Annotated in this window: 31 protein-coding genes and 1 riboswitch; of the genes, 11 read left to right on the top strand and 20 right to left on the bottom strand. The window is 64.9% G+C overall.

Annotated features, from left to right (window positions below):
- The 3 genes from L0G76_RS04855 to L0G76_RS04845 form a co-directional block, all read right to left on the bottom strand.
- Window positions 1–323 (bottom strand): rhodanese-like domain-containing protein (locus L0G76_RS04855; protein ID WP_304356192.1); only part of this gene is annotated, 323 nt, incomplete at its 3' end.
- A 138-nt stretch (window positions 324–461) separates the two neighbouring features.
- Window positions 462–1,250, bottom strand: a complete 789-nt coding sequence (locus L0G76_RS04850) for an alpha/beta fold hydrolase (protein ID WP_304356191.1) — start codon at window positions 1,248–1,250, stop codon at window positions 462–464.
- Window positions 1,251–1,281: 31 nt separating this feature from the next.
- A complete protein-coding gene (locus tag L0G76_RS04845) occupies window positions 1,282–1,665 on the bottom strand; it encodes an SRPBCC family protein (RefSeq protein ID WP_304356190.1) in 384 nt (127 codons plus the stop codon).
- A gap of 72 nt (window positions 1,666–1,737) precedes the next feature.
- On the opposite strand from L0G76_RS04845, the gene L0G76_RS04840 reads away from it, so the two are divergent.
- The gene (locus L0G76_RS04840) at window positions 1,738–2,196 is read left to right on the top strand and encodes an NUDIX hydrolase (RefSeq protein ID WP_304356189.1); all 459 of its coding nucleotides are present in this window, start codon (window positions 1,738–1,740) and stop codon (window positions 2,194–2,196) included.
- A 24-nt stretch (window positions 2,197–2,220) separates the two neighbouring features.
- Here the strand turns inward: L0G76_RS04840 and L0G76_RS04835 are convergent, their stop codons facing one another.
- From L0G76_RS04835 to L0G76_RS04825, 3 genes are all read right to left on the bottom strand, one after another.
- A complete protein-coding gene (locus L0G76_RS04835) occupies window positions 2,221–3,177 on the bottom strand; it encodes an iron-siderophore ABC transporter substrate-binding protein (protein WP_304356188.1) in 957 nt (318 codons plus the stop codon).
- 97 nt (window positions 3,178–3,274) lie between these two features.
- Window positions 3,275–4,762 (bottom strand): amino acid permease, encoded by a 1,488-nt coding sequence (locus tag L0G76_RS04830; protein WP_304356187.1) that lies wholly within the window; start codon window positions 4,760–4,762, stop codon window positions 3,275–3,277.
- Window positions 4,763–4,823: 61 nt separating this feature from the next.
- Window positions 4,824–6,095: an FAD-dependent oxidoreductase gene (locus L0G76_RS04825; protein ID WP_304356186.1), complete on the bottom strand. Its 1,272-nt coding sequence runs from the start codon at window positions 6,093–6,095 to the stop codon at window positions 4,824–4,826.
- Window positions 6,096–6,226: 131 nt separating this feature from the next.
- Between L0G76_RS04825 and L0G76_RS04820 the strand changes: the two genes are divergently transcribed.
- A complete protein-coding gene (locus L0G76_RS04820) occupies window positions 6,227–6,832 on the top strand; it encodes a TetR/AcrR family transcriptional regulator (RefSeq protein ID WP_304356185.1) in 606 nt (201 codons plus the stop codon).
- On the opposite strand, the gene L0G76_RS04815 is transcribed toward L0G76_RS04820, so the two are convergent.
- Window positions 6,810–8,069 carry an alpha-hydroxy acid oxidase gene (locus L0G76_RS04815; RefSeq protein WP_304356184.1) on the bottom strand — a complete coding sequence of 420 codons (1,260 nt, stop codon included), beginning with the start codon at window positions 8,067–8,069 and terminating at the stop codon, window positions 6,810–6,812. The genes L0G76_RS04820 and L0G76_RS04815 overlap by 23 nt on opposite strands.
- Window positions 8,070–8,194: 125 nt before the next feature.
- Between L0G76_RS04815 and L0G76_RS04810 the strand changes: the two genes are divergently transcribed.
- Window positions 8,195–9,391, top strand: a complete 1,197-nt coding sequence (locus L0G76_RS04810) for a Fic family protein (protein ID WP_304356183.1) — start codon at window positions 8,195–8,197, stop codon at window positions 9,389–9,391.
- Between the two features lie 23 nt (window positions 9,392–9,414).
- Here the strand turns inward: L0G76_RS04810 and L0G76_RS04805 are convergent, their stop codons facing one another.
- Together L0G76_RS04805 and L0G76_RS04800 are read right to left on the bottom strand one after the other, a co-directional pair.
- Window positions 9,415–10,116 carry a response regulator gene (locus L0G76_RS04805; protein ID WP_487246989.1) on the bottom strand — a complete coding sequence of 234 codons (702 nt, stop codon included), beginning with the start codon at window positions 10,114–10,116 and terminating at the stop codon, window positions 9,415–9,417.
- On the bottom strand, window positions 10,109–11,257 hold the full coding sequence (locus L0G76_RS04800; RefSeq protein WP_304356182.1) for a histidine kinase: 1,149 nt from the start codon (window positions 11,255–11,257) through the stop codon (window positions 10,109–10,111). Before L0G76_RS04800 ends, L0G76_RS04805 begins: the two co-directional genes overlap by 8 nt.
- Window positions 11,258–11,409: 152 nt before the next feature.
- Here L0G76_RS04800 and L0G76_RS04795 point away from each other — a divergent pair, with 152 nt between their 5' ends.
- Both L0G76_RS04795 and L0G76_RS04790 read left to right on the top strand, forming a co-directional pair.
- The gene (locus L0G76_RS04795) at window positions 11,410–12,075 is read left to right on the top strand and encodes a DedA family protein (RefSeq protein ID WP_304356181.1); all 666 of its coding nucleotides are present in this window, start codon (window positions 11,410–11,412) and stop codon (window positions 12,073–12,075) included.
- Window positions 12,076–12,083: 8 nt separating this feature from the next.
- Window positions 12,084–12,680, top strand: a complete 597-nt coding sequence (locus L0G76_RS04790) for a histone deacetylase (protein ID WP_304356180.1) — start codon at window positions 12,084–12,086, stop codon at window positions 12,678–12,680.
- Here the strand turns inward: L0G76_RS04790 and L0G76_RS04785 are convergent.
- Window positions 12,616–13,590, bottom strand: a complete 975-nt coding sequence (locus tag L0G76_RS04785) for a 2-dehydropantoate 2-reductase (protein WP_304356179.1) — start codon at window positions 13,588–13,590, stop codon at window positions 12,616–12,618. The genes L0G76_RS04790 and L0G76_RS04785 overlap by 65 nt on opposite strands.
- A 36-nt stretch (window positions 13,591–13,626) precedes the next feature.
- Window positions 13,627–14,295 (bottom strand): thiamine phosphate synthase, encoded by a 669-nt coding sequence (gene thiE, locus L0G76_RS04780; protein ID WP_304356193.1) that lies wholly within the window; start codon window positions 14,293–14,295, stop codon window positions 13,627–13,629.
- A gap of 23 nt (window positions 14,296–14,318) precedes the next feature.
- Window positions 14,319–14,421, top strand: a riboswitch (TPP riboswitch).
- Between thiE and thiO the strand changes: the two genes are divergently transcribed.
- The 4 genes from thiO (at window position 14,412) to moeB (ending at window position 17,830) form a co-directional block, all read left to right on the top strand.
- Entirely contained in the window at window positions 14,412–15,590 is a 1,179-nt protein-coding gene (gene thiO / locus L0G76_RS04775; protein WP_304356178.1) for a glycine oxidase ThiO, read from the top strand. It overlaps the preceding riboswitch by 10 nt.
- Entirely contained in the window at window positions 15,587–15,835 is a 249-nt protein-coding gene (gene thiS, locus L0G76_RS04770) for a sulfur carrier protein ThiS (protein WP_304356177.1), read from the top strand. The genes thiO and thiS overlap by 4 nt, the downstream gene beginning before the upstream one ends.
- A gap of 1 nt (window position 15,836) precedes the next feature.
- Complete coding sequence (locus L0G76_RS04765; protein WP_304356176.1) at window positions 15,837–16,604, top strand: thiazole synthase; 768 nt, start codon at window positions 15,837–15,839, stop codon at window positions 16,602–16,604.
- Window positions 16,601–17,830, top strand: a complete 1,230-nt coding sequence (gene moeB / locus L0G76_RS04760; RefSeq protein WP_304356175.1) for a molybdopterin-synthase adenylyltransferase MoeB — start codon at window positions 16,601–16,603, stop codon at window positions 17,828–17,830. The genes L0G76_RS04765 and moeB overlap by 4 nt, the downstream gene beginning before the upstream one ends.
- Here the strand turns inward: moeB and L0G76_RS04755 are convergent.
- The gene (locus L0G76_RS04755) at window positions 17,768–18,271 is read right to left on the bottom strand and encodes an SRPBCC family protein (protein ID WP_304356174.1); all 504 of its coding nucleotides are present in this window, start codon (window positions 18,269–18,271) and stop codon (window positions 17,768–17,770) included. The genes moeB and L0G76_RS04755 overlap by 63 nt on opposite strands.
- Before the next feature lie 70 nt (window positions 18,272–18,341).
- Here L0G76_RS04755 and L0G76_RS04750 point away from each other — a divergent pair, with 70 nt between their 5' ends.
- Window positions 18,342–18,986: a mismatch-specific DNA-glycosylase gene (locus tag L0G76_RS04750; protein WP_304356173.1), complete on the top strand. Its 645-nt coding sequence runs from the start codon at window positions 18,342–18,344 to the stop codon at window positions 18,984–18,986.
- Window positions 18,987–19,020: 34 nt separating this feature from the next.
- Here the strand turns inward: L0G76_RS04750 and L0G76_RS04745 are convergent, their stop codons facing one another.
- From L0G76_RS04745 to L0G76_RS04730, 4 genes are all read right to left on the bottom strand, one after another.
- Window positions 19,021–19,635 carry a thymidine kinase gene (locus L0G76_RS04745; protein ID WP_304356172.1) on the bottom strand — a complete coding sequence of 205 codons (615 nt, stop codon included), beginning with the start codon at window positions 19,633–19,635 and terminating at the stop codon, window positions 19,021–19,023.
- A 23-nt stretch (window positions 19,636–19,658) separates the two neighbouring features.
- Entirely contained in the window at window positions 19,659–20,315 is a 657-nt protein-coding gene (locus L0G76_RS04740) for a PepSY domain-containing protein (RefSeq protein ID WP_304356171.1), read from the bottom strand.
- Between the two features lie 74 nt (window positions 20,316–20,389).
- The gene (locus L0G76_RS04735) at window positions 20,390–20,851 is read right to left on the bottom strand and encodes a VOC family protein (RefSeq protein WP_304356170.1); all 462 of its coding nucleotides are present in this window, start codon (window positions 20,849–20,851) and stop codon (window positions 20,390–20,392) included.
- Between the two features lie 81 nt (window positions 20,852–20,932).
- Entirely contained in the window at window positions 20,933–21,718 is a 786-nt protein-coding gene (locus L0G76_RS04730; RefSeq protein ID WP_304356169.1) for a hypothetical protein, read from the bottom strand.
- A 158-nt stretch (window positions 21,719–21,876) separates the two neighbouring features.
- Between L0G76_RS04730 and L0G76_RS04725 the strand changes: the two genes are divergently transcribed.
- Window positions 21,877–22,167, top strand: coding sequence for a YrhK family protein (locus L0G76_RS04725; protein WP_304356168.1), 291 nt, complete (start codon window positions 21,877–21,879; stop codon window positions 22,165–22,167).
- On the opposite strand, the gene L0G76_RS04720 is transcribed toward L0G76_RS04725, so the two are convergent.
- From L0G76_RS04720 to L0G76_RS04705, 4 genes are all read right to left on the bottom strand, one after another.
- Window positions 22,168–23,622, bottom strand: a complete 1,455-nt coding sequence (locus L0G76_RS04720; RefSeq protein WP_304356167.1) for an ATP-binding cassette domain-containing protein — start codon at window positions 23,620–23,622, stop codon at window positions 22,168–22,170.
- Window positions 23,615–24,430, bottom strand: coding sequence for an energy-coupling factor transporter transmembrane component T family protein (locus L0G76_RS04715; RefSeq protein ID WP_304356166.1), 816 nt, complete (start codon window positions 24,428–24,430; stop codon window positions 23,615–23,617). The genes L0G76_RS04720 and L0G76_RS04715 overlap by 8 nt, the downstream gene beginning before the upstream one ends.
- Complete coding sequence (locus L0G76_RS04710; RefSeq protein ID WP_304356165.1) at window positions 24,431–25,294, bottom strand: histidine kinase; 864 nt, start codon at window positions 25,292–25,294, stop codon at window positions 24,431–24,433.
- The coding region (locus L0G76_RS04705; protein WP_304356164.1) for a nucleoside hydrolase at window positions 25,278–26,273 on the bottom strand (996 nt) is incomplete at its 5' end. The genes L0G76_RS04710 and L0G76_RS04705, both read right to left, overlap by 17 nt.

Raw genomic sequence — 26,273 nt, 5'->3', positions numbered from 1 at the left:
TAGGCGGCCCACCAGTTGGATTTGTCGCCGTAGAAGACGATCGTGTCGTCGCGTGCAATGCCCTTGGCGGACATGAGTGCGGCGAAACCTTCGCCGTCGACGTAGTCGCGGGTCACGGCGTCGTTGAGCTCGGTGTGCCAGTCGACCTTCACCGCTCCGGGGATGTGCCCGGTCTCGTAGAGGAGAACGTCCTCATCGCTTTCGACGATGACCAGTCCGGGTTCACCGGCATGCTCGGCCACCCATTCGGTGCTGACCAGTCGTGATCCGTCTGCGTATTCGGCGAATTTGGCCGTGGAATCGGCCGGGATCGCTGTGCTCACTCGCTCCTCCTCAAGAAGATGTGTGTTGGAACTCTGTGTGGCTCAACGCCACTGCCCACCAGCATATTCCTCTGCAGCGGGATGCCGGCCCCAGGGTGTCACACATGAGAACCGGGTGTCATCGCTGAGGTCCAGGTGTCATCTGCCTGCGAAGAACGCCTGCAGGGAGGAGATGAATGTCTGCGGTTTCTCCGAGTGGACCCAATGGCCCGATCCCTTGACGGTGAGCAGCCTCGTGCGGGGGAAGAAAGAGCGCATGAGCGGCAGATCCTCGCGGGAGACGTAGTCCGAGTTCTCGCCTGCGATCCACAGCACCGGATTGCCGAACGTCGCCTCCCCCATCTCAGGGAAGTCTCCGATCGCAGGAAGGCTCTCATGCAGCAGGGTGAGGTTGGGCTGCCAGGCATATCCCGCCGATGTGGTCCGCAGGTTCTGCAGCAGAAATCCCCTGATCGTGTCCTCGGGGATCTTCTCCTGCAGAGCCTCGTCCGCGGCGGTGCGGGAGTCGATCTGGTCGAGATCGAGCTCGGCGAGGCTGGAGAGCAGGTGCTCGAACACTCCCAGGGAGCCGCCTGCAGTGGGGGCGATGTCGACGACGACCAGGCGGTCGATGAGCTTCGGGTGCCGCAGGGCCAGGATCATGGCGACCTTGCCGCCCAGGGAATGACCGACGAGGTGGACGGGAAGGTCATCGGGGTCGGTCACCTCGGCGATCATCTCGGCCACGGAGTCGGCCATGTCCACATAGCTGAACTCCTCGGTCCAGGCCGAATCACCGTGGTTGGGCAGGTCGACGAGGAGGCTCGAGTAGTCGGGTTCGAGGGTCTTGGCGATCGAAGTGAAGTTCTTGCCACGGCCGAAGAGGCCGTGGAGGAACACGATGCGCTCACCGGCGCTGCCGATGAGTCTGGTGGCGATGTCAGTCACGCCACCAGCCTACCCGGGAGTCTGCGCACGCTCAGCCGACACCGGTGACCGTGCGCTCGAGCGTCGCCAGCGACTCCTCGAGGTCGTAGCGCCACCGCCACCCGCCGGGGCGAACGATCCCGTCCTCATCGGCCTGGCCCGGGTCCCAGGCGATCGCGTGATCGGGTTCGAACGTGGTCACGGTGTTGTCGATGCGGTAGTCACCGTTCTCGGCGTCGAAATGCATGTTCATGGAGAAGATCTGTCCGGTGCCGGTGATCGGATCGGCATCGATTGCGTCTCGCACCCAGTCCGTGGTTTCGGTCTCCTGGTGCCGGTTGGGATCGCTGAGGACCGCGAAGATCGACCGGGCGGGGGCGCTGATCGTTCGGGTGCGGATGATGTCGTCGTTGGGGTAGTTCGCTGCTTCGGCCATGCGATCAGCCTATTCACTCCGATTAGCCTTGAGAAGAGCCGGGGACGAGGTACTCACAGGTAGGGTGAGTCCATGCACTTCTCCGATTACGACACACGACTTGCCGGGTATGCGGTGATCGTCAACCAGGACAGGGAAATCCTGCTCAGCTGGTTCAACGGCGGCAACGAACCCGCCCATGCGCTGTGGACCCTGCCCGGCGGTGGAATCGAGTTCCACGAGAGCATCGAGGCCGGAACGATCCGTGAGATCAAGGAGGAGACGGGCTTCGATGCAGAACTGGTGCGGCCGCTGACAACGCACACCTTCACGGAGAACCGCAGCAATTCCTCCCGTCGCAGGTCGGTGTCGCGCCCGTTCAAAGGGGTTCGGGTCGTCTATGAGGCGCGCATCACCGGAGGCACGCTCGGTACTCTCGAGATCGATGGGACCACGGATCGGGCCGAGTGGCTGGCCATCGATTCGCTGGGCGGCGTGCGCCACGCCCGCATCATCGACGTCGGCCTCGATGCCTTGCGCGCCGCAGCGTAGCTGAGCACCGCTGCGGCGCTCGGGTCATTTGAGGGTGTCGGCGACGAGGTCTGGCATCTGCTCCGCTGCGAAGGACGCCGAGAGCACCGAGTTGAGCGAGAACGCCTGTCGGACGTCGTTGAGGTCTTCGGTCAGCACCAGGCTGCGACCGTCCTCGACTGCGGGGATCCGCTTGAAGGCGGCGTTCTCGGTGATCTCCGCATCGGGGATGTAGATCGGGAAGGCGACAAGCAGGTCCGCGTCGAGGCCGCCGAGCTTCTCCTCGGACACGGTGGCGGTGAAGCCCGAGGGCTTGAGGGCTGCGACCTTCTCGGACTGCTTGAACCCGAGATTTTCCATGAACTGGACGCGCTCGGAGCCCTCGACATAGGCGCCCCAGCCTTCCGAGGTCTTCGCTGCCACGGTCACGGACTTCCCGTCGAATTCCGGATGGGCTTCACGCGCGGCCGTGTATTTCTTGTCGAGGTCGTCGAGGAGCTTCTCACCTTCGTCCTCTTTGCCCAGGGCCTGGGAGACGAGGTCGACCTGCTGGTCCATGGTCGTCAGGTAGTTGTCGCCGCCTTCGGGCGCGCCCACTGTCGGGGCGATCTCTGAGAGGCGATCGTAGCGCTCCTGTTCGCCCGAGCTCTTGGTGTCGAGGATGAGGTCGGGCTCGAGAGCCGCGATCTTCTCATAGTCGGGCTCCATGGTCGCGATGATCTCCGGTGCCTCGTCGTAGAGGTCTTCGGCCCAGGGACCCACACCATTTCCGCCGAATTCCACCCAATCGGAGGCGCCGACCGGCTGCACACCGAGGGCCAGGGCGGTTTCCGCGTCGCCCCACCCCAGGGCCACAACCTTCTGTGGGTCCTGCGGGACCTCGACGGAACCGAACTTGGTGTCGACGCTGATACCGGGGGCGGCGTCTTCCTCACCGCTGCCGCCGCCGCAGGCAGCGAGCAGGAGAACGGAGGCGAGCACGGGAGCGAGTATTCTGCGCATGAGATCCTTCTGATTGAGTTAGGCGAGCCTAGCTTAACCCATGCGCAGGATCACTGCGACTGCAGGGATCGCCCTCGCGGCGACCCGAACCGGGGGCTCATGCCTCAGTTTCCTGTCTGACCTCGAGTCCTTCGACGTCCATCTCGGCCAGGCTCACGGTCCGTGAGCGACGGCCGGTGACCAGCCGGTGGATGACCCAGACCAGCAGGAACGCGGGCAGCCCGATGTAGGCGGAGGCGACTTCGAGGACGCGTCCGTGGGCGACGGCTTCGATGTTCTGCCCGATGATGACGATGACGAGCATGCCCAGGGCGATGATCGGACCGATGGGAAACAGCGGCGCCCGGTACGGCAGATCGGCGAGGTCACGACCCTGCTTGATGTAGGCGCGACGGAATCTGAAGTGGCACCAGGCGATGCCGACCCACACGATGAACCCGGACAGGCCGGAGACGTTGATCAGCCAGGTATAGGCCCCACCATCGCCCATCACCTCGGAGAGGAAGCCGAACAGACCGATGACCGCAGTGGCCAGCAGAGCCATGACGGGAACTCCGCGTTCGTTGAGGCGGGCGAACAGCCTCGGCGCGGTTCCTTCCCTGGCCATCGCGTAGAGCATGCGGGTGGAGGCGTAGAGACCGGAATTGCCGGCCGAGAGGATCGCAGTGAGGATGACGGCGTTCATCACGGACGCGGCCACGGCGATTCCGGCCCGCTCGAAGACCAGAGTGAAGGGTGAGGCGGTGACGTCTTCGTTGGTGGCCGAGGCCAGCAGCGAGGGATCGGTGTAGGGCAGGAGGAAGCCGATGATGACGATCGCGCCGATATAGAAGAGCATGATGCGCCAGAACACGGTGCGGATGGCACGTGGCATGTCCCGGCGAGGGTTGGCCGACTCCCCCGCTGTCACACCGACGAGCTCCGTGCCCTGGAAGGAGAATCCGGCGATCATGAACACGCTGATGATCGAGACCCAGCCACCCACAAATGGCGCTTCGCCTCTCGTCCAGTTGCTCATACCCGGCGAGTCACCGCCGATGAGACCTAAGATCATGAGCACCCCGAGGACGAGGAAAGCGAGAACGGCCGTGACCTTGATCGCGGCGAACCAGAATTCTCCCTCGCCGAAGGCCTTGGCCGAGAGAAAGTTGAGCCCGGTGAGCAGGGCGAGGAAGACCGCCGCCCAGACCCAGGACGGCACGTCCGGCAGCCAGAAGGACATGATGACCCCGGCTGCGACGAGTTCGGCTGCGAGGGTGATGGCCCAGTTGAACCAGTAGTTCCACCCCATGGCGAACCCGAAGGAGGGGCTGACGTATTTCGAACCGTAGGTGTGGAACGATCCGGCCACGGGCAGATGGGTCGACATCTCCCCCAGAGACTGCATGACGAAGAGGACCATGATCCCGATCGCGGCGTAGGCCAGCAGTGCACCGCCGGGGCCTGCCTGGGAGATCGTGCCGCCGGAACCGAGGAAGAGTCCGGTCCCGATGGCACCGCCGATGGCGATCATCTGCAGATGACGTGACTTCAGCCCCCGTGTGAGTTCGCGTCTTTGGCCCGCCGAGGTGGCTGTTGCGTTCATCGTGTCCCTTGTGTCTCGTACGGTCGGTGTCCCGTTCGGGCCCCGGCCATTCTTACCACATTCAGGCCTCGGGGATGCGCACCTCGTCCGGCCCGGCAGGGTGCTTGAGGAGGTCGATGATCGGGCCCAGCGCCGTTCTGAGGCTCACCAGGCGAAAGAGCATTCCGCGCAGGCCCGCCAGTGCCCGGGGCAGGTAGAACATGAGGCCCGCCAACTGGCGCGAGTTCGTCTGGGCCTGTTCGACCCGGGGCCGCTGCACTGCCTCAAAGCGGCTCAGCGCGTCGGGCAGCTGCGCGGATGAGGTGGTCTCAAGAGAGGCTGCGAGCATCCGAGCCGATTCCATCGACATTCCGGCTCCGATGCCGGCCGTGGGCAGGAAGCCTGCCGCGGCGTCGCCGAGGAGGACGGTGTTCGCCGTGGTCCACTGGGAGCTGCGGAAGTCTCGCAGCGCCCAGAAGTAGGGATCATCCGCCTCGGCGACGGCGGTCAGTGCGGTGTCGATCCTCGGTGTCAGCGTGGTGAGTTTGCTGCGCACCTCGGCGGCGAAGCGTCGCGCCCCGAGCGGTTCCCGCGAGTCTGGCCCGCCCAGGAAGACACCGATTCCGTCCTTGACCGGATAGGCACCGAGGAAGAAACCCTCGCCCCAGAGTTCGTCGACCTGGTCAGTGTCGTCATCAGCAGGCGCCCAGGCGACCCATCCGCCCCAGGCGGTGTCGACGGACCCTTCCGACTCACCACCGGGAACGAGCGCTCGGGTATGGGAATTGAGTCCATCGGCGATGACGACGAGATCGAATTCGGCCTCGTGCATCTCAGGGGCGTCGCCGTGGACGCCGGTGGCCACCTGCACCCGGGCAGGGACCGTATCTGATGCAGGCTCACCGTCTGCGATGGCGTCCAGAGAAGAGTCGAAGGAAACCGGGCATGATGTGCCCGCAAGCACCGTGATGAGCTCGCCGCGTGCGATGCCCCTGTAGTCTCCGTACTGCGCAAGCAGACCGCCGAGGCGATCCTGGCGAATGGTCTTGCCGGTGTGCGCGTGGAAGGTGTAGCGGTCGATGGCCACGCTGCGGTCGCGATAGTCCTCGCGGACCTCGAGTCCGTCGAGGACCGGATCGACCATGGGCATCAGAGCGAGCATGTATCCGGCATGCTCGTCATCGGCCATCGTCTCGGCATCCCGAGAGCGCTCGATGAGCACGGGGTGCTTGCCCTGTCTGCGCAGCAGTTGGGCGAGCGTGACTCCGGCGATGCCGGCTCCCACGACGAGGATGCGCAGGTCATCAGTCCCTGCGGCCTCATACTGTCGAGCAAAGGACGTCCCTGTGATCATCGCATCTCCTCACGGTGCCGGCGCACCGGGATGCGCGAGCAGATCGGTCCGGCCCACTCCCTGTGGACTGCCTGGTCCAGTCACGGTAGCATCGATTGGACCAGGCAGTCCATAGAATGTGAGGTTACGACATGACACAGACCGCATACGCCCGCATGCCCGACGCCAAACGACAGACCTTGGTTCTCGCCGCGGCCCGAGAGTTCGCCTCGCACTCCTTCGATCAGGCGTCCCTCAACCGCATCATCGCGGACTGCCACATGAGCAAGAGTTCCTTCTATCACGTGATCGAATCCAAGGAGTCTCTGCTCACGCTGGTCGTCGATGAGCTCCGCGACGACGCCGCCCAGGACTGGACACCGCCGGAGCCCGCAGATTTCGCCCCGGACTTCTGGGCCACCGCGGGCCTGGTCTTCCAGAACGCGCTGCACGTGTGGCCGCACAGCCGGGCGCTCGCTCTGCTGTGGCGAATCGTCCACGCCAACCGGGGCGATCCTGCGGTGGCGGCCCTGGGGAGTTCCTTCGAGAGCTGGGTCGCCGCCGCATTGGACGTCGGACGGCAGACCGGCGCAGTCGATTCGGCCTGCCCGGTCGAGCTGCAGGTCCTCGCCGCAACGACCCTGCTGACCGCCTTCGACGAATGGGCGCTGCTGCGCACCGAAAGCGACGACGGCGGCGGCCTCGAGACCGCCGCCGATCATCAGTTCCGTCTGCTCAGGCGTTTGCTGGAGGCGTGATGCGCTCTCCTGCTGGCTCCGGAGCGACCGGAAGCCCTCGGGCAAGCTCGGGTCCGAGGTCGGAGATGCTGCGCGCACCCATCAGCCCCATGGCGGTCAGGATCTCCGCCCGGATGAGGTCGATGGTCTTCTCCGCGCCGCGCTGTCCACCTGCCATGAGTCCGTAGAGGTAGGCCCTGCCGATGAGGACGAAATCCGCACCGGCGCACAGGGCTGTCACGACATCGGTGCCGGACATGATCCCGGAGTCGAGGATGAGTTCCATGTCCTCACCGACCGCCGCCCGCACCTCTGCCAGCGCGGTGAGCGAATCGGGTGCCCGGTCGAGCTGGCGGCCTCCGTGGTTGGACACGACCAGGCCGTCGGCGCCGATGGACCTGGCCCGGCCGGCATCGTCCGCGGTGAGGACGCCCTTGACGAAGAGTTTGCCCTTCCACTGTTCACGGATCCACTTGAGATCATCGAGGTCGAGGGTCGGGTCGAACATGGACCGAGTCATCTCGGCCAGCGATTGGGAGGTATTCGACAATGACGCATACTTCGGGGGTTCGGTGGTGAGGAAGTTGAACCACCAGCCTGGCCGGTAGGAGGCGTCGAGGATGGTCTTCAGCGTCAGCTTCGGTGGGATCGACAGGCCGTTGCGGTTGTCGCGCAGGCGCTGTCCGGTGATCGGGGTGTCGACCGTGACGAGCAGTGTCTCGTAGCCGCTGGCCTGGGCCCGCTGGAGCAGGTCGAGGCTGCGCTCGCGATCCTTCCACAGGTAGAGCTGGAACCAGCGCGTGGAGCCGGGTGCCGCCTGCGCGACCTCTTCGATCGACCGGGTTCCCATCGTCGACAGGGAGAAGGGGATGCCGGCCTTCGTCGCGGCTCTCACTCCCCCGATCTCACCCTCGGAGTGCATCATCCGCGTGTAGCCGGTCGGCGCGATGCCGAATGGGAGCGAGACCGTCTGATCGGCGATCGTCGTCGAGGTGTTCGGGGCATCGACCCCGTGCAGGATGCGCGGGAGGAGTTCGACATTCGCGAACACCTCGCGGTTCTTGCGCAGCGTGTGCTCGTCGAGCGCCCCGCCGTCGACGTAGTCGAAGGGCGCTGTGGGAGTCACGCGCTTGGCGATTCGCCGCAGGTCCCAGACATCGGCCGCCGAGTCGAGCCGGGCCGCCACCCGGTCGAGTCGGGGCAGACCGAACTGCAGGAGCGGGGCGAGTTCTTTCACGTCGGGCAGCTGCCTTTTCATTCTTCTCCTCTGGTTCAGCACTGAGCTGCGAGTCTAGCGAGGGTCGGCACTCGCTGGAAGTGGGACCATCATGAGAGATATTCCCACTTACCACCTTATGTGGGAATATCGTCTACACTATTCCCATGTCCGATTCTTCCGTGCCCGTCCCAACTTCGCGGACGGAGACCAGGCCGTGGCGCCAGGAGTTCCGGGGCGGCACGATCGACGACAGAACCTTCGCCGAGGTCGCGGTGTCCATCCCCGCCCGGATCGGCGCAGTCGACCTGCAGCTGCCATCCGAGCTCACCACCTTGTCAGAGACCGCAATCCGTGCGATCTCCCGACTCGATGCCGAGCACGGCAATACTCTGATTCCGCTGTCATATCTGCTGCTGCGCAGCGAATCCATTGCTTCATCGAAGATCGAAGCGGAGGAGGCGCCCATCGATGACTTCGTCAGGGCGCTGCACGGCGCGAAATCCAATTCCTCAGCTACGGCGATGGCCGCTGCGACAGGAGCCTTGGATCTGCTCACATCGGGAGCGATCAGTGCCGACTCAGTCTCTCGCGCTCATCGCCTGCTCCTGGCCGACGACACCAGCGAGGCCCACCTGGCCGGGCGATATCGTCCGCTGCAGAATTGGATCGGCGGATCTGATCATTCGCCGCGCGGAGCGCTCTACGTTCCCCCTCCCCCGGAGCTTGTTCCCGGGTTCATGGACGATCTGCTGGCTTTCGCCCTGCGCGATGACATTCCCACGATCGCTCAGGCCGCCGTGGCCCATTCGCAGTTCGAGGCGATCCACCCGTTCACCGACGGCAACGGACGCATCGGCAGAGCTCTGGCGGCGGGGATCCTCCACTCGCGAGGAGTTACGACCGGAATCACTGTTCCGCTGGCTGCCGCGTTGGTCGAGGTTCGCGACCGGTACTTCGGTGCCCTGAATTCCCATCACTCGGGCGACGCGGGACCGATGATCTCGCTCTGGTCCAAGTCCTCGGTGATCGCCGCGGAGGAGGCCCAGCTGACCGCACATCGGCTGGCTGCACTGCCGAATGTTTGGCGGGACCTGATCGGCCGGCCGCGTGAGAACAGCGCCGCGGCCCGCATCCTGGTCTACCTCGCATCGGACCCGGTGTTCACGATCGACGACCTTGAGGACTCCTTGCACCTGTCGAGCTCCTCGGCGAACAGGGCAGTCTCCTCCCTGACGGAGGCTGGGGTCCTGCGTGGCCTGACCAGTCGCAAACGCAATCAGATCTGGGGTGCCGACGACGTCCTCGCCGAGCTCGAAGACCTCAACCTGCGCATCGGCGACCGGGCCCGTTCCGAACTCTGAACACCTGCTTCGCCACGATCGGCTCAGGACTGGTCGAGGTAGTGCAGGACCGCTGCCACCCGTCGACTCGTGGTCTGGCCGGCGTGCAGACCGAGCTTGTCGAAGATCGCACTGATGGCCTTCTCCACCGAACTGATGGACACGTAGAGGCGTTCGGCGATGCCGCGATTCGACAGGCCCTCGGCCATGGTCTCGAGGACCTCGTTCTCACGGGGTGTCAGCGCCGAGAGCGAGTTCTGCTTCTCCGAGCCGCTCAGCAGCTGCCTGACCACCTCGGGGTCGATGACGGTTCCACCCGCCGCGATGCGGTTGACGGACTCGAGGAAACCGTCGATGTCGGTGACCCGGTTCTTGAGCAGATACCCGACGCCGACGGTTTCGGTGCTCAGCAGCTCGGTCGCGTATTCGCGCAGTACGTATTGACTGAGCACGAGAACACCGATCTCGGGGAAGCGCCGTTTGATCGCCAGCGCGGCCTCGAGTCCTTCTGTGGTGTGGGTCGGTGGCATCCGCACATCCACGATCGCCAGGTCGGGGCGCTTGGCAGCGACCGCGGCCAGCAGCTGCTGGCTGTCATCGACCGAGGCGACCACCGCGATGCCTTCGTCTTCGAGCAGACTGCGCACCCCCTCTCGCAGCAGCACGGAGTCATCGGCCAAGGCGACTCTCAGAGCACCATTGTCGATAGCCTCGGCGCTGGGGTCAGACGTGCTGGGGTCAGACATAGGGGATCTCCGCTCTCACAGTGGTGCCGACATTCTCTGTGCTCTCAATCGTCAGCGTCCCGTCCAGTGCCCCGACCCGACGCGACAGCCCTTTCAACCCTCCACCGGTGGTATCGGCTCCACCGGATCCGTCATCGACCACCTCGGCGAGCAGCCTCTCCTCATCGTCGACGACGCTGATTCTGATACTCGTGGCATCGGCATGTTTGACCACGTTGGTCACGGCCTCCCGGACGACGAAATAAGCGGCCGATTCAGTGGCCTGCGGCGCCCTCCTCGACGGGACTGCGGTGAGGGTGACCGGGACCGGGCAGTGATCGGCCACCCGGTTGAGGACGGTGCTCAGGCCATGTTCGTCCAAGGCCGTGGGATAGACGCGCCAGGCGACCTCCCGCATCTCGTCGATGAGGTCCTGGGACTGGGCCAGGGCATCGTCGAGGAGCTCACTCACCTTGTCCGCGTCCTTCGCCCGCTGCGTCCGGGCGATGAGCACGGACAGGGAGACGACGTTCTGCTGGACCCCGTCGTGCAGGTCCCGCTCGATCCGGCGCCTCTCCTCGTCGATGGCCATGACCACACCGTGGCGGGTCATCAGGAGCTGGGTGATCCGGGTGTGCGGTGCGTTGGGTCGGCTGACGTCGGTGGATCGGGAGTCGATCTTGCCGTGCAGCCAATTGGCCGCCTCGGCGAGAATGATGACTCCGATGAGGTTGGCGGCCCCATAGAGCACACCGACGAACAGCGTCGGCTGGCTGATGGTCCACAGGTCGAAGCCGATGGTGACGCTGCCGCCGATGAACAGCCCCTGGATGAGGGAGCCGATCGTGACGACGAGGAATCCTGTGAGCAGGTTGAGCACGGGTACTGCGATGAGGCCGGCGACCGCACCATTGAGGAGGAAGAACGAACGCGTGTTCGGATCGTGGCTCATGACGATTCCGAAGCATCTGAGCTGCCGGGAGCGTTCCCAGCCGAGGACCCTGCGACTCAGTCCTGAGTTGGGGGCAGGGACAGCGGCCAGGAGGAGCGGAATGCACAGCAGCACTCCCCACAGGATGCCGACCACCGAGGCGCTCCAGCGTGTGACGAACATGCGGGACTCTCGGGGAATCCTCGCGGTCAGCGATGTCGGCCAGGGCATGGGTCGATCGTAGCAACGCAGTGTCCCGACTCCTATGCGTCGCTCTGCAGACTTCGCTTCCGGTTTTCCGCATCGTGTGTCCGGGCTTCTGCGCACAAGACTATTCCTCGCCCCGTGTCGATCTCCGCTTCCGGTCAATAGCGTCGGTGAGTATGGATCTTGCACTCGATATCCTCCGCACAAGCGTCGAATCACCGTGGGTGTATCTCTTCGTCTTCGCTATCGCCGGCTTCGACTCTCTGGTCCCGATCGTCCCGGCCGAAACGGTTCTCATCTCCGCCGCGAGCTATGCGGCTGCCGGCGCCCCGAATCCCGTGGGCCTCATTCTGGCAGCAGCAGTCGGTGCGCTCACCGGTGATGTCGCCGCCTATCTCGTGGGGCGCGGGGGCGACACACTTGTGTTTCGGTGGACTCACCATTCGCGCGTGCGTGGCCTCATCGGTCGCACCGAGGAGATGTTCGCTCGCCGAGGCGGGGCTGCGCTCATCGCCGGTCGTTTCGTTCCCGGCGGTCGCACGGCCACAACCGTGACCGCGGGGACGGTGGGATATTCGCCGCTTCGGTTCCTCGCCTTCGATGCGGCAGGGTGCCTGACGTGGGCACTGTATTCGACGGGCGTCGGTCTGCTCGGTGGCGTGGTCTTCGACGATCAACCGCTCTTCGCAGTGGGGCTGGGGATCGGAATCGCACTCATGATCACCGGTGTTGCCGAAGTCACGGGCAGTCTCCTGGCCAGGAGACGGACACGTTCGGATACGGATCCGGCGGCTGTCCGAAGCGGTCCGGATTGGACAGCTCAGGCTGTGGACGTGGCATGATGAAAGGGATGTCTCAAGCACTCGTGTGGTATGTCAGCTACGGATCGAACATGCATCGTGACAGGCTCGCCTGTTACCTGCAGGGAGGCCGACCCCCGGGTGCCTTCGTCACCTACCCGGGCGCAAGGGACACTGCTCTTCCTTCTGCGGAGATGGGCATCGAGCTCCCCGGATCCATCTACTTCGCCGGTCGTTCGACCGTGTGGGGCGGCGGCGGGATGGCGTTCTACGACCATCATGTGCCTGGCCCTGCACCGGCCAAGGCCTATCTCATCACCGCCGAGCAGTTCGCCGATGTCGCCGACCAGGAGATGAATCGGCCGCCGTCAGCCAACAACCCGCTCGAGACGCTCGCGTCCCAGCTGCCTGTCGGCTCCACTCATTCGGTGGGACCCGGCGGCTACGAAACCTTGCTGGTCCTCGACCGCAGAGACTCGATCCCGATGGTGACGTTCACTGCTCCACACGGATCCGATGCAGTCACGCACAGGACGCCGAATGAGTCCTACCTGACCATGCTGCGTCGCGGAGTCGATGAGATCAAGGCTGTTTCCGAGTTCTCGACCGGAGCAGAGTCTCGCCGGCCCGCAGCTGCACAAGTGTGAGATCGAGCAGCGGCGTCGGCACACCGAGATCGGCTGCAGTGCTCGCCAGATGTCCGAGGATGTGCTCAGTTTCGCTGGGCAGGCCAGAGGTCACGTCACGGTAGAGCGATGAGGTGAACGCGGAGTCCTCGGCGGTCAGCATCGACAGTGTCATCGTCCTCGCCTTGGCTGACACCGGGTGTCCCCCGGCATTCGCAACGGCTTCGAGCTCATCGACGATCCGAATGATCTCCGGTTCTCCCCCAGCTGACATGATCGCTCCGACCGGCGCCCGGAACAGACAGGTGACAACGCCTGCCGCGGCGATGAAGATCCATTTCTCCCACAGCGCATCCGTGATGGTCTCAAGGATCTGCAGTGTGTAGCCGGGAACATCGAGAGCCTCGGCGATGGAGGCCGGGACCTCTTCCCCGTCGAGGTCGCCGATGGTCATAACGGCCAGGTCGGTCATCTGATGGACTGCTCCGTCCTTGACCGTGCCGACGATCTTGACCAGCCCGCCGAGCACCTGGCCGGGAAATTCCTCGACCAGACGCTCGATCTGGGCCATGCCGTTGAGGAACGGGATGATGAGGGTGTGTTGGCCCACCGCTGGTCTGATGTCATCGATGATCGTCTCCAGCCCGTTGGCCTTGACTGCGACGATCACCAGGTCGAATGGGCGTGAATCGCTGCGATCTGCTGCAGTGCGCTCGGCCGCGGCCAGTTCTGCTGCGGTGAGGACGGGGATGTGGTTCGTCCGGTCTTCACCGGGGGCGATGAATCGCAGGCCATCGGCTCGCATCGTCTCTGCTCGGGCGGCGCGGACGAGGAGCGTCACGTCACGGTCTGCCTCGAATAGGCGGGTTCCGAACGCTCCGCCGGTCGCGCCGGCTCCGGCGATCAGTATCTTCACGGTGTGCTCTCCCATGTCAGGCGGATTCTTTCGCTGTCGCGCTGTGTGCCATCACAATGCTTGTCTGAGTTCTGTGGCTGCCGCTGTCGGGTCGTCTGCTGCTGTCACCGCACGGACGACGACGATGCGCTGCGCTCCTGCGGCCTGCACCTCCGCCAGGCGCTCACCACTTGAGATCCCGCCGATCGCGAACCAGGGCTTGGTCGCGGTGGCGGCGAGCGCGCGCAGGGGTTCGAGTCCGATGGAGGGCCTGCCGGGCTTGGTGGGGGTCTCCCAGACGGGACCCAGGCAGAAATAGTCGATCTCAGGATCCGCCTCGGCGGCGAGCGCCTGGTCGAGGGAATGGGTCGAACGTCCCAGGATCACATCCGGGCCGAGGACCGTGCGGGCCTGCTCGCTGGTGAGGTCGCCCTGGCCGATGTGGAAGACGTCGGCACCGACGAGCAGGGCGACGTCCGCACGGTCGTTGACAGAGAACAGTTTCCCGTGTCGGTGAGCTGTCTGTCTGAGCACCTTGAGTGCTTCGATCTCTGCCCGGGCCTCGAGCCCCTTGTCGCGCAGTTGGATGATGTCGACACCACCGGCATAGGCGGCATCGAGGAACTCGGGAAGGTCTCCCTCGGCGCTCCTGGAATCGGTGCAGGCATAGAGCCTGGCATCGCGAAGGCGGTCGAGGCGGGAGGCTCTGTCTGTGTCCGGGACTGCGTGCTCCATTGTCATATCTGCGGCCATGCTTCTAGAGTAGAGGAGTTCGCGGGAGCCTCATAAAGAGGCTGAGAGGGCTTCGTGCCGACCGTCAGACCTGATGCGGATCATGCCGCCGGAGGGAGAGGCGCTTGCACGCCATTGTCATCGGAGCCGGAATCATCGGCCTGTCCACTGCCTGGAACCTGCACCGTCGCGGTGTGGGTGTCACCATCGTCGATCCTGCCCCCGCCACGGGTGCCTCCCATGCGGCGGCGGGGATGCTGGCTCCTGCCGCCGAGGTGGTGTGGGGTCAGTCTCCCCTGTATCCGCTCATGCGCTCCTCGGCAGACCTCTACCCGGACTTCGCCGCCGACCTTGCTGCCGAATCGGGTCATGATCTGGGCTACTCGGGCACCGAGACCTTCGTCTGTGCCGGCGATCGGGCCGATCTCGCCTCACTGCGAGAGCTCACCGAGCTGCAGCGCTCGGCCGGTTTCGACGTCTCCCTCATCCCGGGCTCCCGGGCCCGGGAGCTGGAACCGTCCCTGGCACCCGGGGTGTGCGGTGCGGTGACGATCCCCGGGGACCATTCGATCGATCCCCGACGGGTCACCGGTGCACTGCTTGCGATCCTCGGTGACGCCGTTGTGCGGGCCCGGGTGTCCGGGCTGCTCAGTGAGGCGGGCCGGACCGTCGGTGTCGAACTCGAGGATGGGACGAGACTGAAGACCGATCAGGTCGTCGTGGCTGCGGGCGGGTCCTGCAATGACATCGCGGGCATGCCGACGCTGCCCCTGCGCCAGGTGTGGGGTGAGGTGATCCGACTTCGGGCGCCGAAGTCACTGGCCCCGTTGCTCACCCGCACGATCCGCGGTCTGATCAATGGCCGCCCCGTCTACGTTGTGCCTCGCCCCGATGGCGAGCTGGTCCTCGGGGCCACGAGCCGTGAGGACGGGCGATCGGGAACCAATGCCGGCGGCGTCCACCAACTGCTGCGTGACGCAGAGCGACTCGTTCCCGCCATCCTCGAGGCCGAGATCACCGATATCACCACCCGGGCCAGGCCGGGCTCACCCGATGACGTGCCGATCATCGGTCGCATCGATCCCGGCTGCGTGGTGTCCACCGGCTTCTTCCGGCACGGCATCCTCCTCGCCCCGCTGGGTGCGGGCATCACCGCCGACCTTGTCTGTCGGTCCCACACACGGTGGGCACCGTCGGGGACACTGGCCGCGGCGCCCGCCCGCTTCGACCAGTCCCCTCATGCTCACCACCTCCAACCCACAACGACCGATCCGAACCAGCAACCAGCAGGGAGTCATCCGTGACCGACACCATCACCATCATGCTCAACGGCGAGCGCCACGCACTCGCCGGTCCCACCACGGCCAGGGACCTTGTGGCCGGCATCGTCGACAAGGACATCGGTGCCGACGGCATACCCGTCGACGGCAGCCGCCTGGGCATCGCCGTCGCTGTGGACGGTGAGGTCATCAGGCGCGGACAGTGGTCGGACTTCACCCTGGGCGAGGGACACAGTGTCGACGTCGTCACTGCAGTGCAGGGAGGCTGATATGACCTGGAACGTCGACGAGGTGACCTTGGACTCCCGGCTCGTCATGGGCACCGGTGGCGCCAGCTCGCTGAGCATCCTCGAGCAGGCTCTGCAAGCCTCGGGCACCGAGCTGACGACCGTGGCGCTGCGCCGCTATGACGGCAATGCCCGGGACTCGGTGTTCGCCCTGCTGCAGCGCCTCGGGATCCGCATCCTGCCCAACACAGCCGGATGCTACACGGCCCGTGATGCCGTGCTGACAGCCCAGTTGGCCCGCGAGGCTCTCGAGACGAACTGGGTGAAGCTCGAGGTCATCGCCGATGAGGAGACTCTCCTGCCCGATCCGGTTGAGCTGTTCCGTGCTGCGGAGGAACTCGTCCTCGACGGCTTCACGGTCTTCGCCTACACCAACGACGATCCGGCTCTGGCCAAGAGGCTCGAGGATGCCGGTGTCGCCGTGGTCATGCCGGCCGGGGCTCCGATCGGCAGCGGGTTGGGCATCCTCAATCCCCACAACATCGAGACGATCGTCGGCCGTGCCCAAGTGCCGGTGATCCTCGATGCGGGCGTCGGCACCGCCTCCGATGCGGCCCTGGCGATGGAGCTGGGCTGCACCGCCGTCCTCTTGGCCTCTGCTGTGACTCGGGCCCATGACGCCACCGCGATGGCTCGAGCGATGGCTCTTGCCGTGGAGTCCGGGCATCTGGCCGCTCACGCCGGGCGCATTCCGAAACGACCGCTGGCCCTGGCCTCGTCGACCTTCGACGGGATGGTGACCCCGGTATGAGCACTGCGAACAATCCGGGTCCCCTCGTCGCACCGACCGATTCTCTGAGCCCACGGGAGCTCGACCGCTACGCCAGGCATCTGAGCCTGCCGGGCATCGGAGTCGAGGGCCAGTCCAGGCTCCGGGCCGCCTCGGCGCTGGTCATCGGTGCAGGAGGACTGGGGGCGCCGGTACTGAACTACCTGGCTGCGGCCGGAATCGGGTCGATCACGATCATCGACGACGATGTCGTCGAAGCCTCGAACCTGCAGCGCCAGGTCCTCCATCGCGATGCCGATATCGGTCGAGCCAAGGTCGATTCCGCCCGTGATGCCCTGCTGCGTCTCGATCCGGAGCTGGAGGTCGACACCATCGGCGAACGCTTGAGTCCCGACAACGCGCTCGAACTGTTCGACTCCCATGATGTGGTCGTCGACGGTGCGGACAACTTCGCGACCCGCTACCTGTCCAATGATGCTGCCGAACTCACCGGCACCGCGCTGATCTGGGGAACGATCTTTCGTTTCTCCGGACAGGTGAGCACCTTCGTCCCCGCACACGGGCCGATGCTGCGTGACCTGTTTCCCGACATCCCCGAGGCCGATTCCGTGCCCAACTGCGCCGAGGGCGGTGTGCTCGGGGTCCTGTGCGGCACCGTGGGTTCAGCCATGGCCACCGAGGCCGTGAAACTCATCTGCGGCATCGGCACACCACTGATCGGGCGCCTGCTGCGCTATGACGCGCTTGAGTCTGACTACTCCACGCTGAGGTTCTCTCCTGACCCTGATCGCGAACCGATCACCGACCTCGCCGAGGTGGCTGTGGCCTGTGCCGCGACCCGTCCGGGACCCGATGAACTCGGTGCAGATGGTCTGGCCCAGGAGGATGAGGTCAGCGTCGAGGAATATCGGGTTGGGTCCTCCCCCGTCCTCCTCATCGATGTGCGCGCCGAATGGGAACGGCAGATCTCGTCCATTCCCGGCTCAATCCATCTGCCGCTGAGCGTGCTGCAGGTCGAAGGGTGGAGTGCGGTGGAAACCGTGGCTGCTCACCCGCCTTTCGAGGTCGTCCTCCACTGCAAATCGGGTGCTCGCTCCGCTCAGGCCGTGCGTCTGCTGAAGGATGGAGCACCGGAGTCCGTGCGTCTGCGGTCATTGGTCGGCGGCATCGACGCGTGGTCGGCCTCAGGCAGTGAGACGGTTCAAGCGTCTGGCCAGACCGCGATGCCCGGCGCTCATCACCCGTGAGTGCATCCACGCCGCCACGGGCCGCATCATCCGAATGGATCTGCGCCGGGTGGTCACGCACCACACGGACGTGATCGTGGTGATCGGGCCCGTCTGCAGCAGCGACCACGCCCCCGCCCCTCTCAGGTCACCTGAGGCGGAGAACGCCACGAAGGTCGGCGGGTCTGTGGCCTGGAGTTCGATGCCGAAGCTCAACGTCATACCGATCGGACTGTCGACCTGAATGTCGGCGCGGCTTCCGGGTGCGATCCTGTCGTCGACGGGTACCGCCGTGGGCAGGCCCGGCCACCATTGCGGCCACGATTCGATGTCGGAGAGCACGTTCCACACGTCTGCCGTACAGGCGTTGACCCTCCACCGGTTCTCGAAGTGGAAGGGCGCGGACTCACCGGTCTGCGGTCGCACATGCTGATGAGGCTGCTGCCCGTGTTCATTCGTCATGGGGTTCCCGCTGATTCTGCCTCGACGGCCGCTGATTCGTCCGGTCTGACTCGACGGTAGTGTGGACAGGGTGATTGAGGAAAGTTTCATCAGCTCCCGCCGACCATCGCCGCTGGGTGGACGCAAACCGACGAAGGACGATCTCGCCGCGTTCGCCACTGACGATCCTGATGCCATCGATGACGTCCTCCCAAGGAATCCGGGTCAGCTGTCGATGCTCATCGTCGGAATCAACCCGGGCCTGTGGACGGCCGCAGTCAATGCGCCCTTCGCCAGGCCGGGCAACCGCTTCTGGCCGTCTCTGCATCAGGCGGGCCTGACCGATCACCTCGTCGATGCCTCCCTGGGTCTTGCCGTCGACGACGAAGCACAGCTGTTGGCGCGAGGAATCGGCATCACCAACCTCGTCGGACGGGCCACGGCTCGAGCAGACGAGCTCGGCAAGCAGGAGCTGCGCGACGGTGCGTCCAGGCTGGTGCGCCGACTCGACGACATCCGCCCTCGTGTGGTCGCGGTCGCTGGGATCACCTCATTCCGGATCGGATATTCACAGCCCAAGGCCCACCTCGGTCAACAGGACACGTCTCTCATCGATGGGTGGCCCGCGGACATCGGACTTCATGTCGTGCCCCAGCCCAGCGGCCTCAATGCCCACTATCAGGTGCCGGATCTGGCGCGAATCTGGCGCGAGGTGTGGGAGAGCATCGAAGGCTGAGCGACCGGCCCGAAGCAGCCCTGACCCTCTGCTTCTAATGCGGTGGAGCGAAATGTTCTCTGCACCGTGCGACATAGGATTCGGCACCGCCGATATGGCTGGCGTCGATGTCCGTGGCACGCGGTTCCGACTCTTCGGCAGTGCGGCCGGGTGCCCCCACACGCTGGTGGAAGACGGCGTCCCTGCCGCAGATCGTGCACACCGCTGTCAGCTTGAGAACGTCGTCGGCCACGGCCATGAACGTCGGCACCGGTTCGAAGGGGCCGCCGTCGAACGTCACGCACAGTCCTTCGACGATGACGGTGGCACCGCCTTCCACCAGTTCCACTACGATCGGCACCAGATGGGAGCCGAAGAACTGGGCCTCATCGATGGCCACGAGATCATAGTCCTCGGCTCGGGCCGCCTCGGCAAGGGAGTCTACGTCGCCGACCGGCACGGCGGGAATGTTGACCCCGGTGTGAGAGGTGATCGCCGAGAGGTCGGAGCGGGTATCGAGAGAGTGGCTGAGGACGAGCACATTGACCCCAGCGATCTTTGCTCGCCGGACCCGGCGCATGAGCTCCTCGGATTTGCCAGAGAACATGGGGCCGGCAATGACGTCGAGACGGCCTGCCGGCCGGGGCGAAACTACGGGGTTCGTGGGCATGGAGCCAGCCTACGCCGCGATGGTCAGTCGTCGACGGAGACGTTGTTCGATTCGACGTCGACGGAGACTTCGATTTCCTCACCCTCGTCATCGAAATCGAACTGGTACTCGATACGATCGTCGTCTGATTCGAGCTTCCACCCGTCGAGTCGTCCCGAAGCCTTGTCCTGGGCCAGTTCGAGAGCCTCATCGAAGGTCATCGGATCGCTGGGGTCGATCGCCTTCTCCTTGTCGTCTGTGGAGTCCTTCTCCACGTCGACGACGTCACCGGTCTCGGCGTCGATTTCGACGTCGAAATCAGTGGTGCCGTTGATGATCTTGACCTCGTACTGCCATGCCTTGTCGCGCTCATCGAAGTCGAGTTCGATGCCATGGACGGTGCCGTCCTTTGCTTCCTTCTGCGCGGCGGCTATGGCGTCCTCGGGTGTCACCGACGGGGACTCGTTGCTCAGGTCGGCATCATTCGGCAATCCCGATGAGCCGGATGCCGTCGAGTCCTCAGCCGTCGTTTCCGCAGAGTCCTCGTCTGCTTCGCTCGCAGCCTCGTTCGTCTCCGAGGTCTGGCCTTCAGTCTCCGACGTCTGGTCAGCGCCTGATTCTCCGTTGGAGCAACCGGTGAGGGCGAAGGCGAGAATCATTGTCCCTGCAGCGGCCCGCGTGGCCAATCTCTGTGTCTTCATGCCTTCAACCGTAACAACGCCGTGCGCCTTCTGCCTCCTTGCTAAGAGGATTCTCATGCTGGTGAGGGGCTTGGTCAGTCCAGGCAGAATTCGTTTCCCTCGGGATCGGCCATGACGATGAATCCGGTCTCCATCGGCGGGTTGGGATCGACTCGTTCGAGGCGGTGGGCGCCCAATTTCTGCAGGCGCCGGCACTCGTCTTCCAGAGCCTGCATACGTTCGTCGTTCTGCAGTCCGGGCGCCGCGCGCACATCGAGGTGGACTCTGTTCTTGACGGTCTTGTCTTCGGGCACGATCTGGAAGAACACTCGGGGCCCGTGTCCCTGCGGATCCTCGATCGCGGCGCGAAAGTCCTCGGGCTTCATATCAATGCCCAGGTCCTCGACGAATGTCTGCCACGCGGCAAAGGGGTCCTCGTCGGGTTCGAGCCGGACGCCGGGTGGGCCGGGGATGACGTATCCGAGCGCCTCTGCCCAGAAGGTGGCCTGCCCGATCGGGTCATGACAATCGAAGGTGATCTGAACTGCTCGGCTCATTGCGTCTCCTCATTGAGATGGTTGCTTCAAGGATACCTGCCGCGTGAAGCGGTTGCTGCCACGCACCTCGACGGCGAGGACCTACGGGAACAGCATCTGTTCGGTCAGTGGAAACAGGCTGGGTACGTCCTCCCGGACGATCTCGCCGAATCGCAGTGCCCCGCCGAACAGCTTCTCGATGGCATTGACCGAATGCAGGATCCTGTCTCTGGACAGCGGTGGCAGCAGTTCCCCGTGTTTGAGGTATCCCTTCAACGACCCGCTTGCCGCGATCTTCAGGCCGATGCGTCCGGCGATCAGCCAGGTGATGCACTCCGCTTCGAAACGGGACTGTCTGCCGTCGATGTCGGTCTCGCTTGCGACTATCCCCAACTTCGGGAAAGCCCCGCGATGGCCGGCATAGACCTGTGCCAGCTCATAGAGCACGTGCCCGAGCATCACCGTCGGGCTCTGCGTCATCGGCAGGTCAGTGAAGCTCAGGCCCTTGCGGCGCAGCATGTCCATAGCTCGGCGGTGCCCGTCCCAGGTGGGAGCTCCAGCGGCCTTGAAAGGGGTGATCGCTGCATCGGGAACCGGTGGCCCGTGGGTGTCCTCGACGTCGTAGACGAAGCGCACCGGCGCGAAGGGATGGAGCACGATCAGCCCCACGGCGTCGTCCTTGAGGAGCCTGTCGTGCTTGTGCTGCCAGGCGTGCTCTGATTCCACGAAGATCGCCCCGGACCTCTGCTGCGCGATGAGGGCCGCATTGAACGCGGCGATCTGCGGAAATCGTCGCACGAAGCCGAGCAGTTCTTCCCATGGCATCACGGATCTGTGACTGCCGGCTTCGGCATACAGCGTGTCAAACGAATTCACGTTCTGATCCATGACCTCACGCTACGACGCGGCACTGACATGGCAGAGCCCTCCGCCTGTGAACATGGTCAAGTGGCACCGATCGCGTCTAGCATCGACACAGGGGCGCATGACGATGACGGCCCGGCACAAGCGAGTTGATCCCACACGAGTTGCTCCAGGAGGACGACATGAGCGATGACAAACACAACCTGATCATTCGCATCGGCCAGGACGAACTCGTCATCCGTCAGCGGTATCAGGTGCTGAGCATCGTCAATGATGTGCTCATCGGCATCTGGTTCCTCATCGGCAGCTTCATGTTCTTCTCCGACGAATGGGTGTTCACGGGCACCTGCCTGTTCGTCCTCGGCAGCATCGAGATGCTCATCCGGCCGGTGATCCGCCTGATCCGGCACGTGCATCTGCAGAAGATCGGCGGACCTGAAACCCCGCCCACGGACACCACGTACGACTTCTGATCACCCCAGATCCCCGCGCAGCTCCCCACCGTCCAGCAGCAGAATCCGATCCGAAGCCTCTGCCGCCCACCGCCGGTCGTGGGTCGTGGCCAGGATGGACCCGCCTCGGCGAATGAATTCCGTCGTGAACACGTTCAGCCGTTCGATTGCCATGCGGTCTCTGCCCAGGGTCGGTTCGTCGAGGAGGAGGATCCGAGGGCCCATGATGAGCGCCGAAGCGATCACCAGGTCCTTGCGGAGATCGATGCTCAGGTCATAAGGATGGGTCTCACTCACTGCCACCAGCGCCGTTCTCGCCAGTATCGAGGTGACCGCTGCCTGTCGCTGGGCGCGGATGGCCGACCGGTCACGGCGCCGGTGCGGGGGCAGGGGCACTGCGAGCGTGAGTTCCTCGCGCACGGTCGCGGCAGAGAGTTGGCTGCCCGGGTCCTGCCCGACCCAACCGAGGTGGCGTGCTCGTTCGTGCGTCGGGGCCTCGCCGAGGTTGATCGGGCTTCCATGGGCATCGACCGTGATCGTGCCCGATGTTCGGACCCCACTTCCGAGGAGACCCGTCAGGCTGCGCAGAAGCGTGGACTTTCCTGCACCGTTGGATCCCCTGATCGTCACGATCTCGCCGGATCCGACGTCGAGATCGACGTCGTTGAGGACTGCGGCTCCGGGGCGGGCGACACTCAGCCCTCTGACGGTCAACGAGGCGGGCTTCGCACGGGCGGACCCTTCCGTCGCAGCGCTGCCGGTTCTGCGGCGTTCAGGTGTTCGTGTGTCCCAGATTCCGTGGTGGTCACAGTCCTCGGCCGTGAGTCGGCGCGGTGTCGTGACCAGCCGCCCGGAATCCAGAACACTCATCGCGCTGCTGATTTCGGTGACTTCGTCACGCTGGTGGGCGGTGATGAGAACCGCTCCCCCGGCGGAGCAGAAGTCCTGCAGGACTGTGCCGAGGCGGCCACGAGTGTCGGGGTCGAGGGACAGCGAAGGCTGGTCGAGGACCAGCAGCGACGGTCGCATGGTGAGCAGGCCGGCCAGTGCGACCAGCTGCCGCTGGCCCCCGGACAGGGTGTCGAGGCGGCGTCCCCACAGATCTCGAATGCCCAGTGACTCGAGAACGAACCGCGCTCGCTGATCGACTGCTGAGAGCTCATCGCCATGCAGTCTCCCGGACAGTTGCACCTCATCGCCGACGAGGCTCGCCATTCCGGACAGCTGCGCCTCGGGATCGTCGCCGAGCATGACCGCAGTCCCGTCGAGGCGAACCTCACCGGTGGTTGTTCCTCGTTCAATGAGCAGCCCGGTGATCAACCGTGCCAGGGTGGAAGTGCCCGAGCCCAACGGCCCGAGGACCGCATGAATCCGGCCCGGGGCCAGGTGCAGGTCGATGTCCGACAGCGCCGCTGATGCCGCGCCGCGGTAGGTGAAGCCGACTCCCTCGAGTTGGACGACCACGGTCTCAGACACCGCCGATCAGCTGGTCTGCGGTGGGAAGGGGGAGGATTCCGGCCACGGAGCACACGATGAGAACGCAGGTGAGGACGGGAGCACCTCGGCGCAGGAACCGCTGTCCTCGTCCGTCGGTGTGCCTCTGCAGGGATGTCGTCTGCCTTGACTCATGGAGTCCGCGCTGTGCAAGGACGTCATGGCGCTGTTCGACCTCGATGAGCACGGAGGTGAACAGTCCGGCGACGATCCCGGGCAGCAGTCGTATGCGGACCGCCCAGCTGCCGACGTTCCATCCGCGACTGGCTCGGGCCTCGATGATCTGCACGGTCCGGGAGCGGATGAGCGGGATGAGGCCGATTGCCGAGGCGCAGATATAGGCCACTGTCGAGGGCAGTCGCAGGGTGCGCAGGCCGTCGAACAGGCGGGCCGAGTCGGCTCCGAGGCCGAAGACCGCGCTCAGGGACACGAGAGCACTGACCCGCAGCCAGATCTGAACGGCGATCGCCAGCCCCTCGACGGTGAGTCGGGCGGGACCGTACTGCCACAGCACGCTCACCTCGGCGCCGGGGTAGAACAATCCCTGCACGACGCCGAGAACGATCAGTGTCGGCAGACACAGCACGCCGACGCCCATGGCCCAGGAGCACAGGTTCACCGCCGGCGACATCGAGGCGGCGATGAACGTCGCGCCGATGACGGCGACGGGCACGACCGGGGACGGGATTCCGAAGACGAGCAGCAGGGAACATGCGAGGACGATGATCTCTGTGGCTGGATGCCAACGGCGCGCAGCGTGCTGTTCCCGGCCGAGAACAGTCGCGGTCATTCAGTCGACTCCGACCGGCGCTCTGGATCTGCGCGAAAGACTGTGGTCGGTGAATGGATACCGATTGAGGATGCGCCGCGGCAGGGTTCTCACGACGACATAGGCCAGGGCGAAGATCAGTGCCTTGTCGATGATGTCGGAGAACAGGCTCTGCGCCAGGGTTGCGTTGAGCATTTCGAGGCCGGCCGCCTGCAGGATGGCGACGACACCGCCGGTGCCCGCCCCCAACCCTCCGCCGAAGACATAGGCGGCCACGGGGGCGCCGAGCGCTCCGGCGGGAATTCCTGCGATGGCTCCGGTGAGGACGGCGAACCAGGGGGTGCGGAAAGCTCCGAGGCGTGCGGCCCACCCTGCTGCCGCACCGATGAAGGCGGCTCCCGAGCTGAAGGCGATGACGCTGGGGCTCAGGGTGACTCCCCAGATGAGGTTGGAGATGATGCCGGTGAAGGCTCCTGCTGCGGGTCCGGCGAGAACGCCGATCATCACGGTCCCGATCGAGTCGAGGTAGAGCGGGATGGGCGTGACGTTGCCGATGACATGGCCGATGACGATGTTGGCGGCGATAGCGACGGGGATGAGGGCGATGATGCTGCGTGGGATCAGCGGCAGTGTGCCGGCTGCCAGCAGGATTCCTCCTGCCAGGTATCCGAGAATGACCCACAGTGTCGTATGTCCCAGATCGGTGCCGAGGTTGGCCGGCTGTGTCAGGAGGACGGCGACGTAGGTGCCGAGCACGACGAGGGTGCCGAGGAAGGTCAGTGTGAGGGCAAGCGTGTGACGCTTGTGACTGTTGCGGCTCTGGGTTTGGGCGGGACCGACGGTGTGTGCCGGCCCCTGCCCAGACTGTCTAGATGTCGTGTTCATGATGAGGTCCTTTGCTCAATGTTTCGCCGAGGTGGTCGAGGAAGGTCTGGGCATCGATCGTGCGGATGATCTCTGCGTTCGCCTCTTTCCCCCACCGTCCCAGCCAGTCGGCGACGGTTTCGCCACGTGTGAGTGTACCGGTGAGTTCGATATCGACGGGCGCGCAGATCGTCTCTGCCCAGGGCAGTGTGTCTCGAGTTCCGTTCGGAATCGGATTGTTCGTCGGCGCGGAATCGTGGACTGCCGCCGAGGTGGCCCTTCGCTTGTGCCTGCGTGCCCATTCGAGGGCACAGGCCAGGACGAAGGGGTCGTGGATGTGAGCGATGTAGCCCAGGCCGTCCCATTCGTGGAACTCGAAGTAGAAGCGCAGGGCTTCGGCCATCTGGGTCAGCCAGTCGTCCCATCGGTTGCGGCCGGCAGCCGGTCGGGGTGCATCCGGTCGGTGGATCCCGTCGTCGGATGCCGATGTGCGGCCGAGGATCGCTTCCAGCCGCCCAGGTGTCATCACGAGTGCTTCTGTGGCTTCGATCGGGGCGATCACCGGCAGGTGGTCGAGTGCGCCCCCGATGTGGGCCGGGTCGAAGGCCGAGAGTACGCGAGCAGTGGACTCGGGGTCGAAGGTGACGTTCCATTCGGTGGTCGGATGAGTGTTGCCACGGTAGTTGAATGCTCCTCCCATGATGAAGAGCCGTCGCATCAGGCCGGGCAGTTCCGGGTCGAGATCGAGCGCCGATGCGAGGTTCGTCGCCGGACCGATGACCACTCCGATGAGTTCACCGGGATGAGTTCGTGCCGCATCCACCCACGCCTGGGCGGCACTGACACTGCTGGTCGGAGCACTCGGAGCGGGCAGGTGCGCGTAACCGGCACCGGTGGGTCCGTGGGTGAGATCGGCATATTCGGGCTCGGCATGATCGGACTCGACTCGCTCGTGTTCGGCAACGGCGGGGACGGCGGATTGTCGGCCGGTCTCGCTCGC

Origin of the sequence: Brevibacterium picturae (assembly GCF_030453725.1) — a bacterium.
Taxonomy (GTDB): Bacteria; Actinomycetota; Actinomycetes; order Actinomycetales; family Brevibacteriaceae; genus Brevibacterium; species Brevibacterium sandarakinum_A.
This window is presented reverse-complemented; position numbering and strand designations above follow the sequence as displayed.

Bases quoted from the DNA above. Each gene is read 5' to 3' on its own strand.
- L0G76_RS04745 (WP_304356172.1), bottom strand. From the start codon at position 19,635: ATGCCCACGAACCCCGTAGTTTCGCCCCGGCCGGCAGGCCGTCTCGAC.
- L0G76_RS04835 (WP_304356188.1), bottom strand. From the start codon at position 3,177: ATGCGCAGAATACTCGCTCCCGTGCTCGCCTCCGTTCTCCTGCTCGCT.
- L0G76_RS04825 (WP_304356186.1), bottom strand. From the start codon at position 6,095: ATGATCACAGGGACGTCCTTTGCTCGACAGTATGAGGCCGCAGGGACT.
- L0G76_RS04765 (WP_304356176.1), top strand. From the start codon at position 15,837: ATGACCTGGAACGTCGACGAGGTGACCTTGGACTCCCGGCTCGTCATG.
- L0G76_RS04710 (WP_304356165.1), bottom strand. From the start codon at position 25,294: ATGAACACGACATCTAGACAGTCTGGGCAGGGGCCGGCACACACCGTC.
- L0G76_RS04715 (WP_304356166.1), bottom strand. From the start codon at position 24,430: ATGACCGCGACTGTTCTCGGCCGGGAACAGCACGCTGCGCGCCGTTGG.
- L0G76_RS04840 (WP_304356189.1), top strand. From the start codon at position 1,738: ATGCACTTCTCCGATTACGACACACGACTTGCCGGGTATGCGGTGATC.
- L0G76_RS04810 (WP_304356183.1), top strand. From the start codon at position 8,195: ATGTCCGATTCTTCCGTGCCCGTCCCAACTTCGCGGACGGAGACCAGG.
- L0G76_RS04815 (WP_304356184.1), bottom strand. From the start codon at position 8,069: ATGAAAAGGCAGCTGCCCGACGTGAAAGAACTCGCCCCGCTCCTGCAG.
- L0G76_RS04790 (WP_304356180.1), top strand. From the start codon at position 12,084: ATGTCTCAAGCACTCGTGTGGTATGTCAGCTACGGATCGAACATGCAT.
- L0G76_RS04830 (WP_304356187.1), bottom strand. From the start codon at position 4,762: ATGAACGCAACAGCCACCTCGGCGGGCCAAAGACGCGAACTCACACGG.
- L0G76_RS04805 (WP_487246989.1), bottom strand. From the start codon at position 10,116: ATGTCTGACCCCAGCACGTCTGACCCCAGCGCCGAGGCTATCGACAAT.
- L0G76_RS04785 (WP_304356179.1), bottom strand. From the start codon at position 13,590: ATGGGAGAGCACACCGTGAAGATACTGATCGCCGGAGCCGGCGCGACC.
- L0G76_RS04740 (WP_304356171.1), bottom strand. From the start codon at position 20,315: ATGAAGACACAGAGATTGGCCACGCGGGCCGCTGCAGGGACAATGATT.
- L0G76_RS04755 (WP_304356174.1), bottom strand. From the start codon at position 18,271: ATGACGAATGAACACGGGCAGCAGCCTCATCAGCATGTGCGACCGCAG.
- L0G76_RS04725 (WP_304356168.1), top strand. From the start codon at position 21,877: ATGAGCGATGACAAACACAACCTGATCATTCGCATCGGCCAGGACGAA.
- L0G76_RS04845 (WP_304356190.1), bottom strand. From the start codon at position 1,665: ATGGCCGAAGCAGCGAACTACCCCAACGACGACATCATCCGCACCCGA.
- moeB (WP_304356175.1), top strand. From the start codon at position 16,601: ATGAGCACTGCGAACAATCCGGGTCCCCTCGTCGCACCGACCGATTCT.
- L0G76_RS04730 (WP_304356169.1), bottom strand. From the start codon at position 21,718: ATGGATCAGAACGTGAATTCGTTTGACACGCTGTATGCCGAAGCCGGC.
- L0G76_RS04735 (WP_304356170.1), bottom strand. From the start codon at position 20,851: ATGAGCCGAGCAGTTCAGATCACCTTCGATTGTCATGACCCGATCGGG.
- L0G76_RS04795 (WP_304356181.1), top strand. From the start codon at position 11,410: ATGGATCTTGCACTCGATATCCTCCGCACAAGCGTCGAATCACCGTGG.
- L0G76_RS04820 (WP_304356185.1), top strand. From the start codon at position 6,227: ATGACACAGACCGCATACGCCCGCATGCCCGACGCCAAACGACAGACC.
- L0G76_RS04800 (WP_304356182.1), bottom strand. From the start codon at position 11,257: ATGCCCTGGCCGACATCGCTGACCGCGAGGATTCCCCGAGAGTCCCGC.
- thiE (WP_304356193.1), bottom strand. From the start codon at position 14,295: ATGACAATGGAGCACGCAGTCCCGGACACAGACAGAGCCTCCCGCCTC.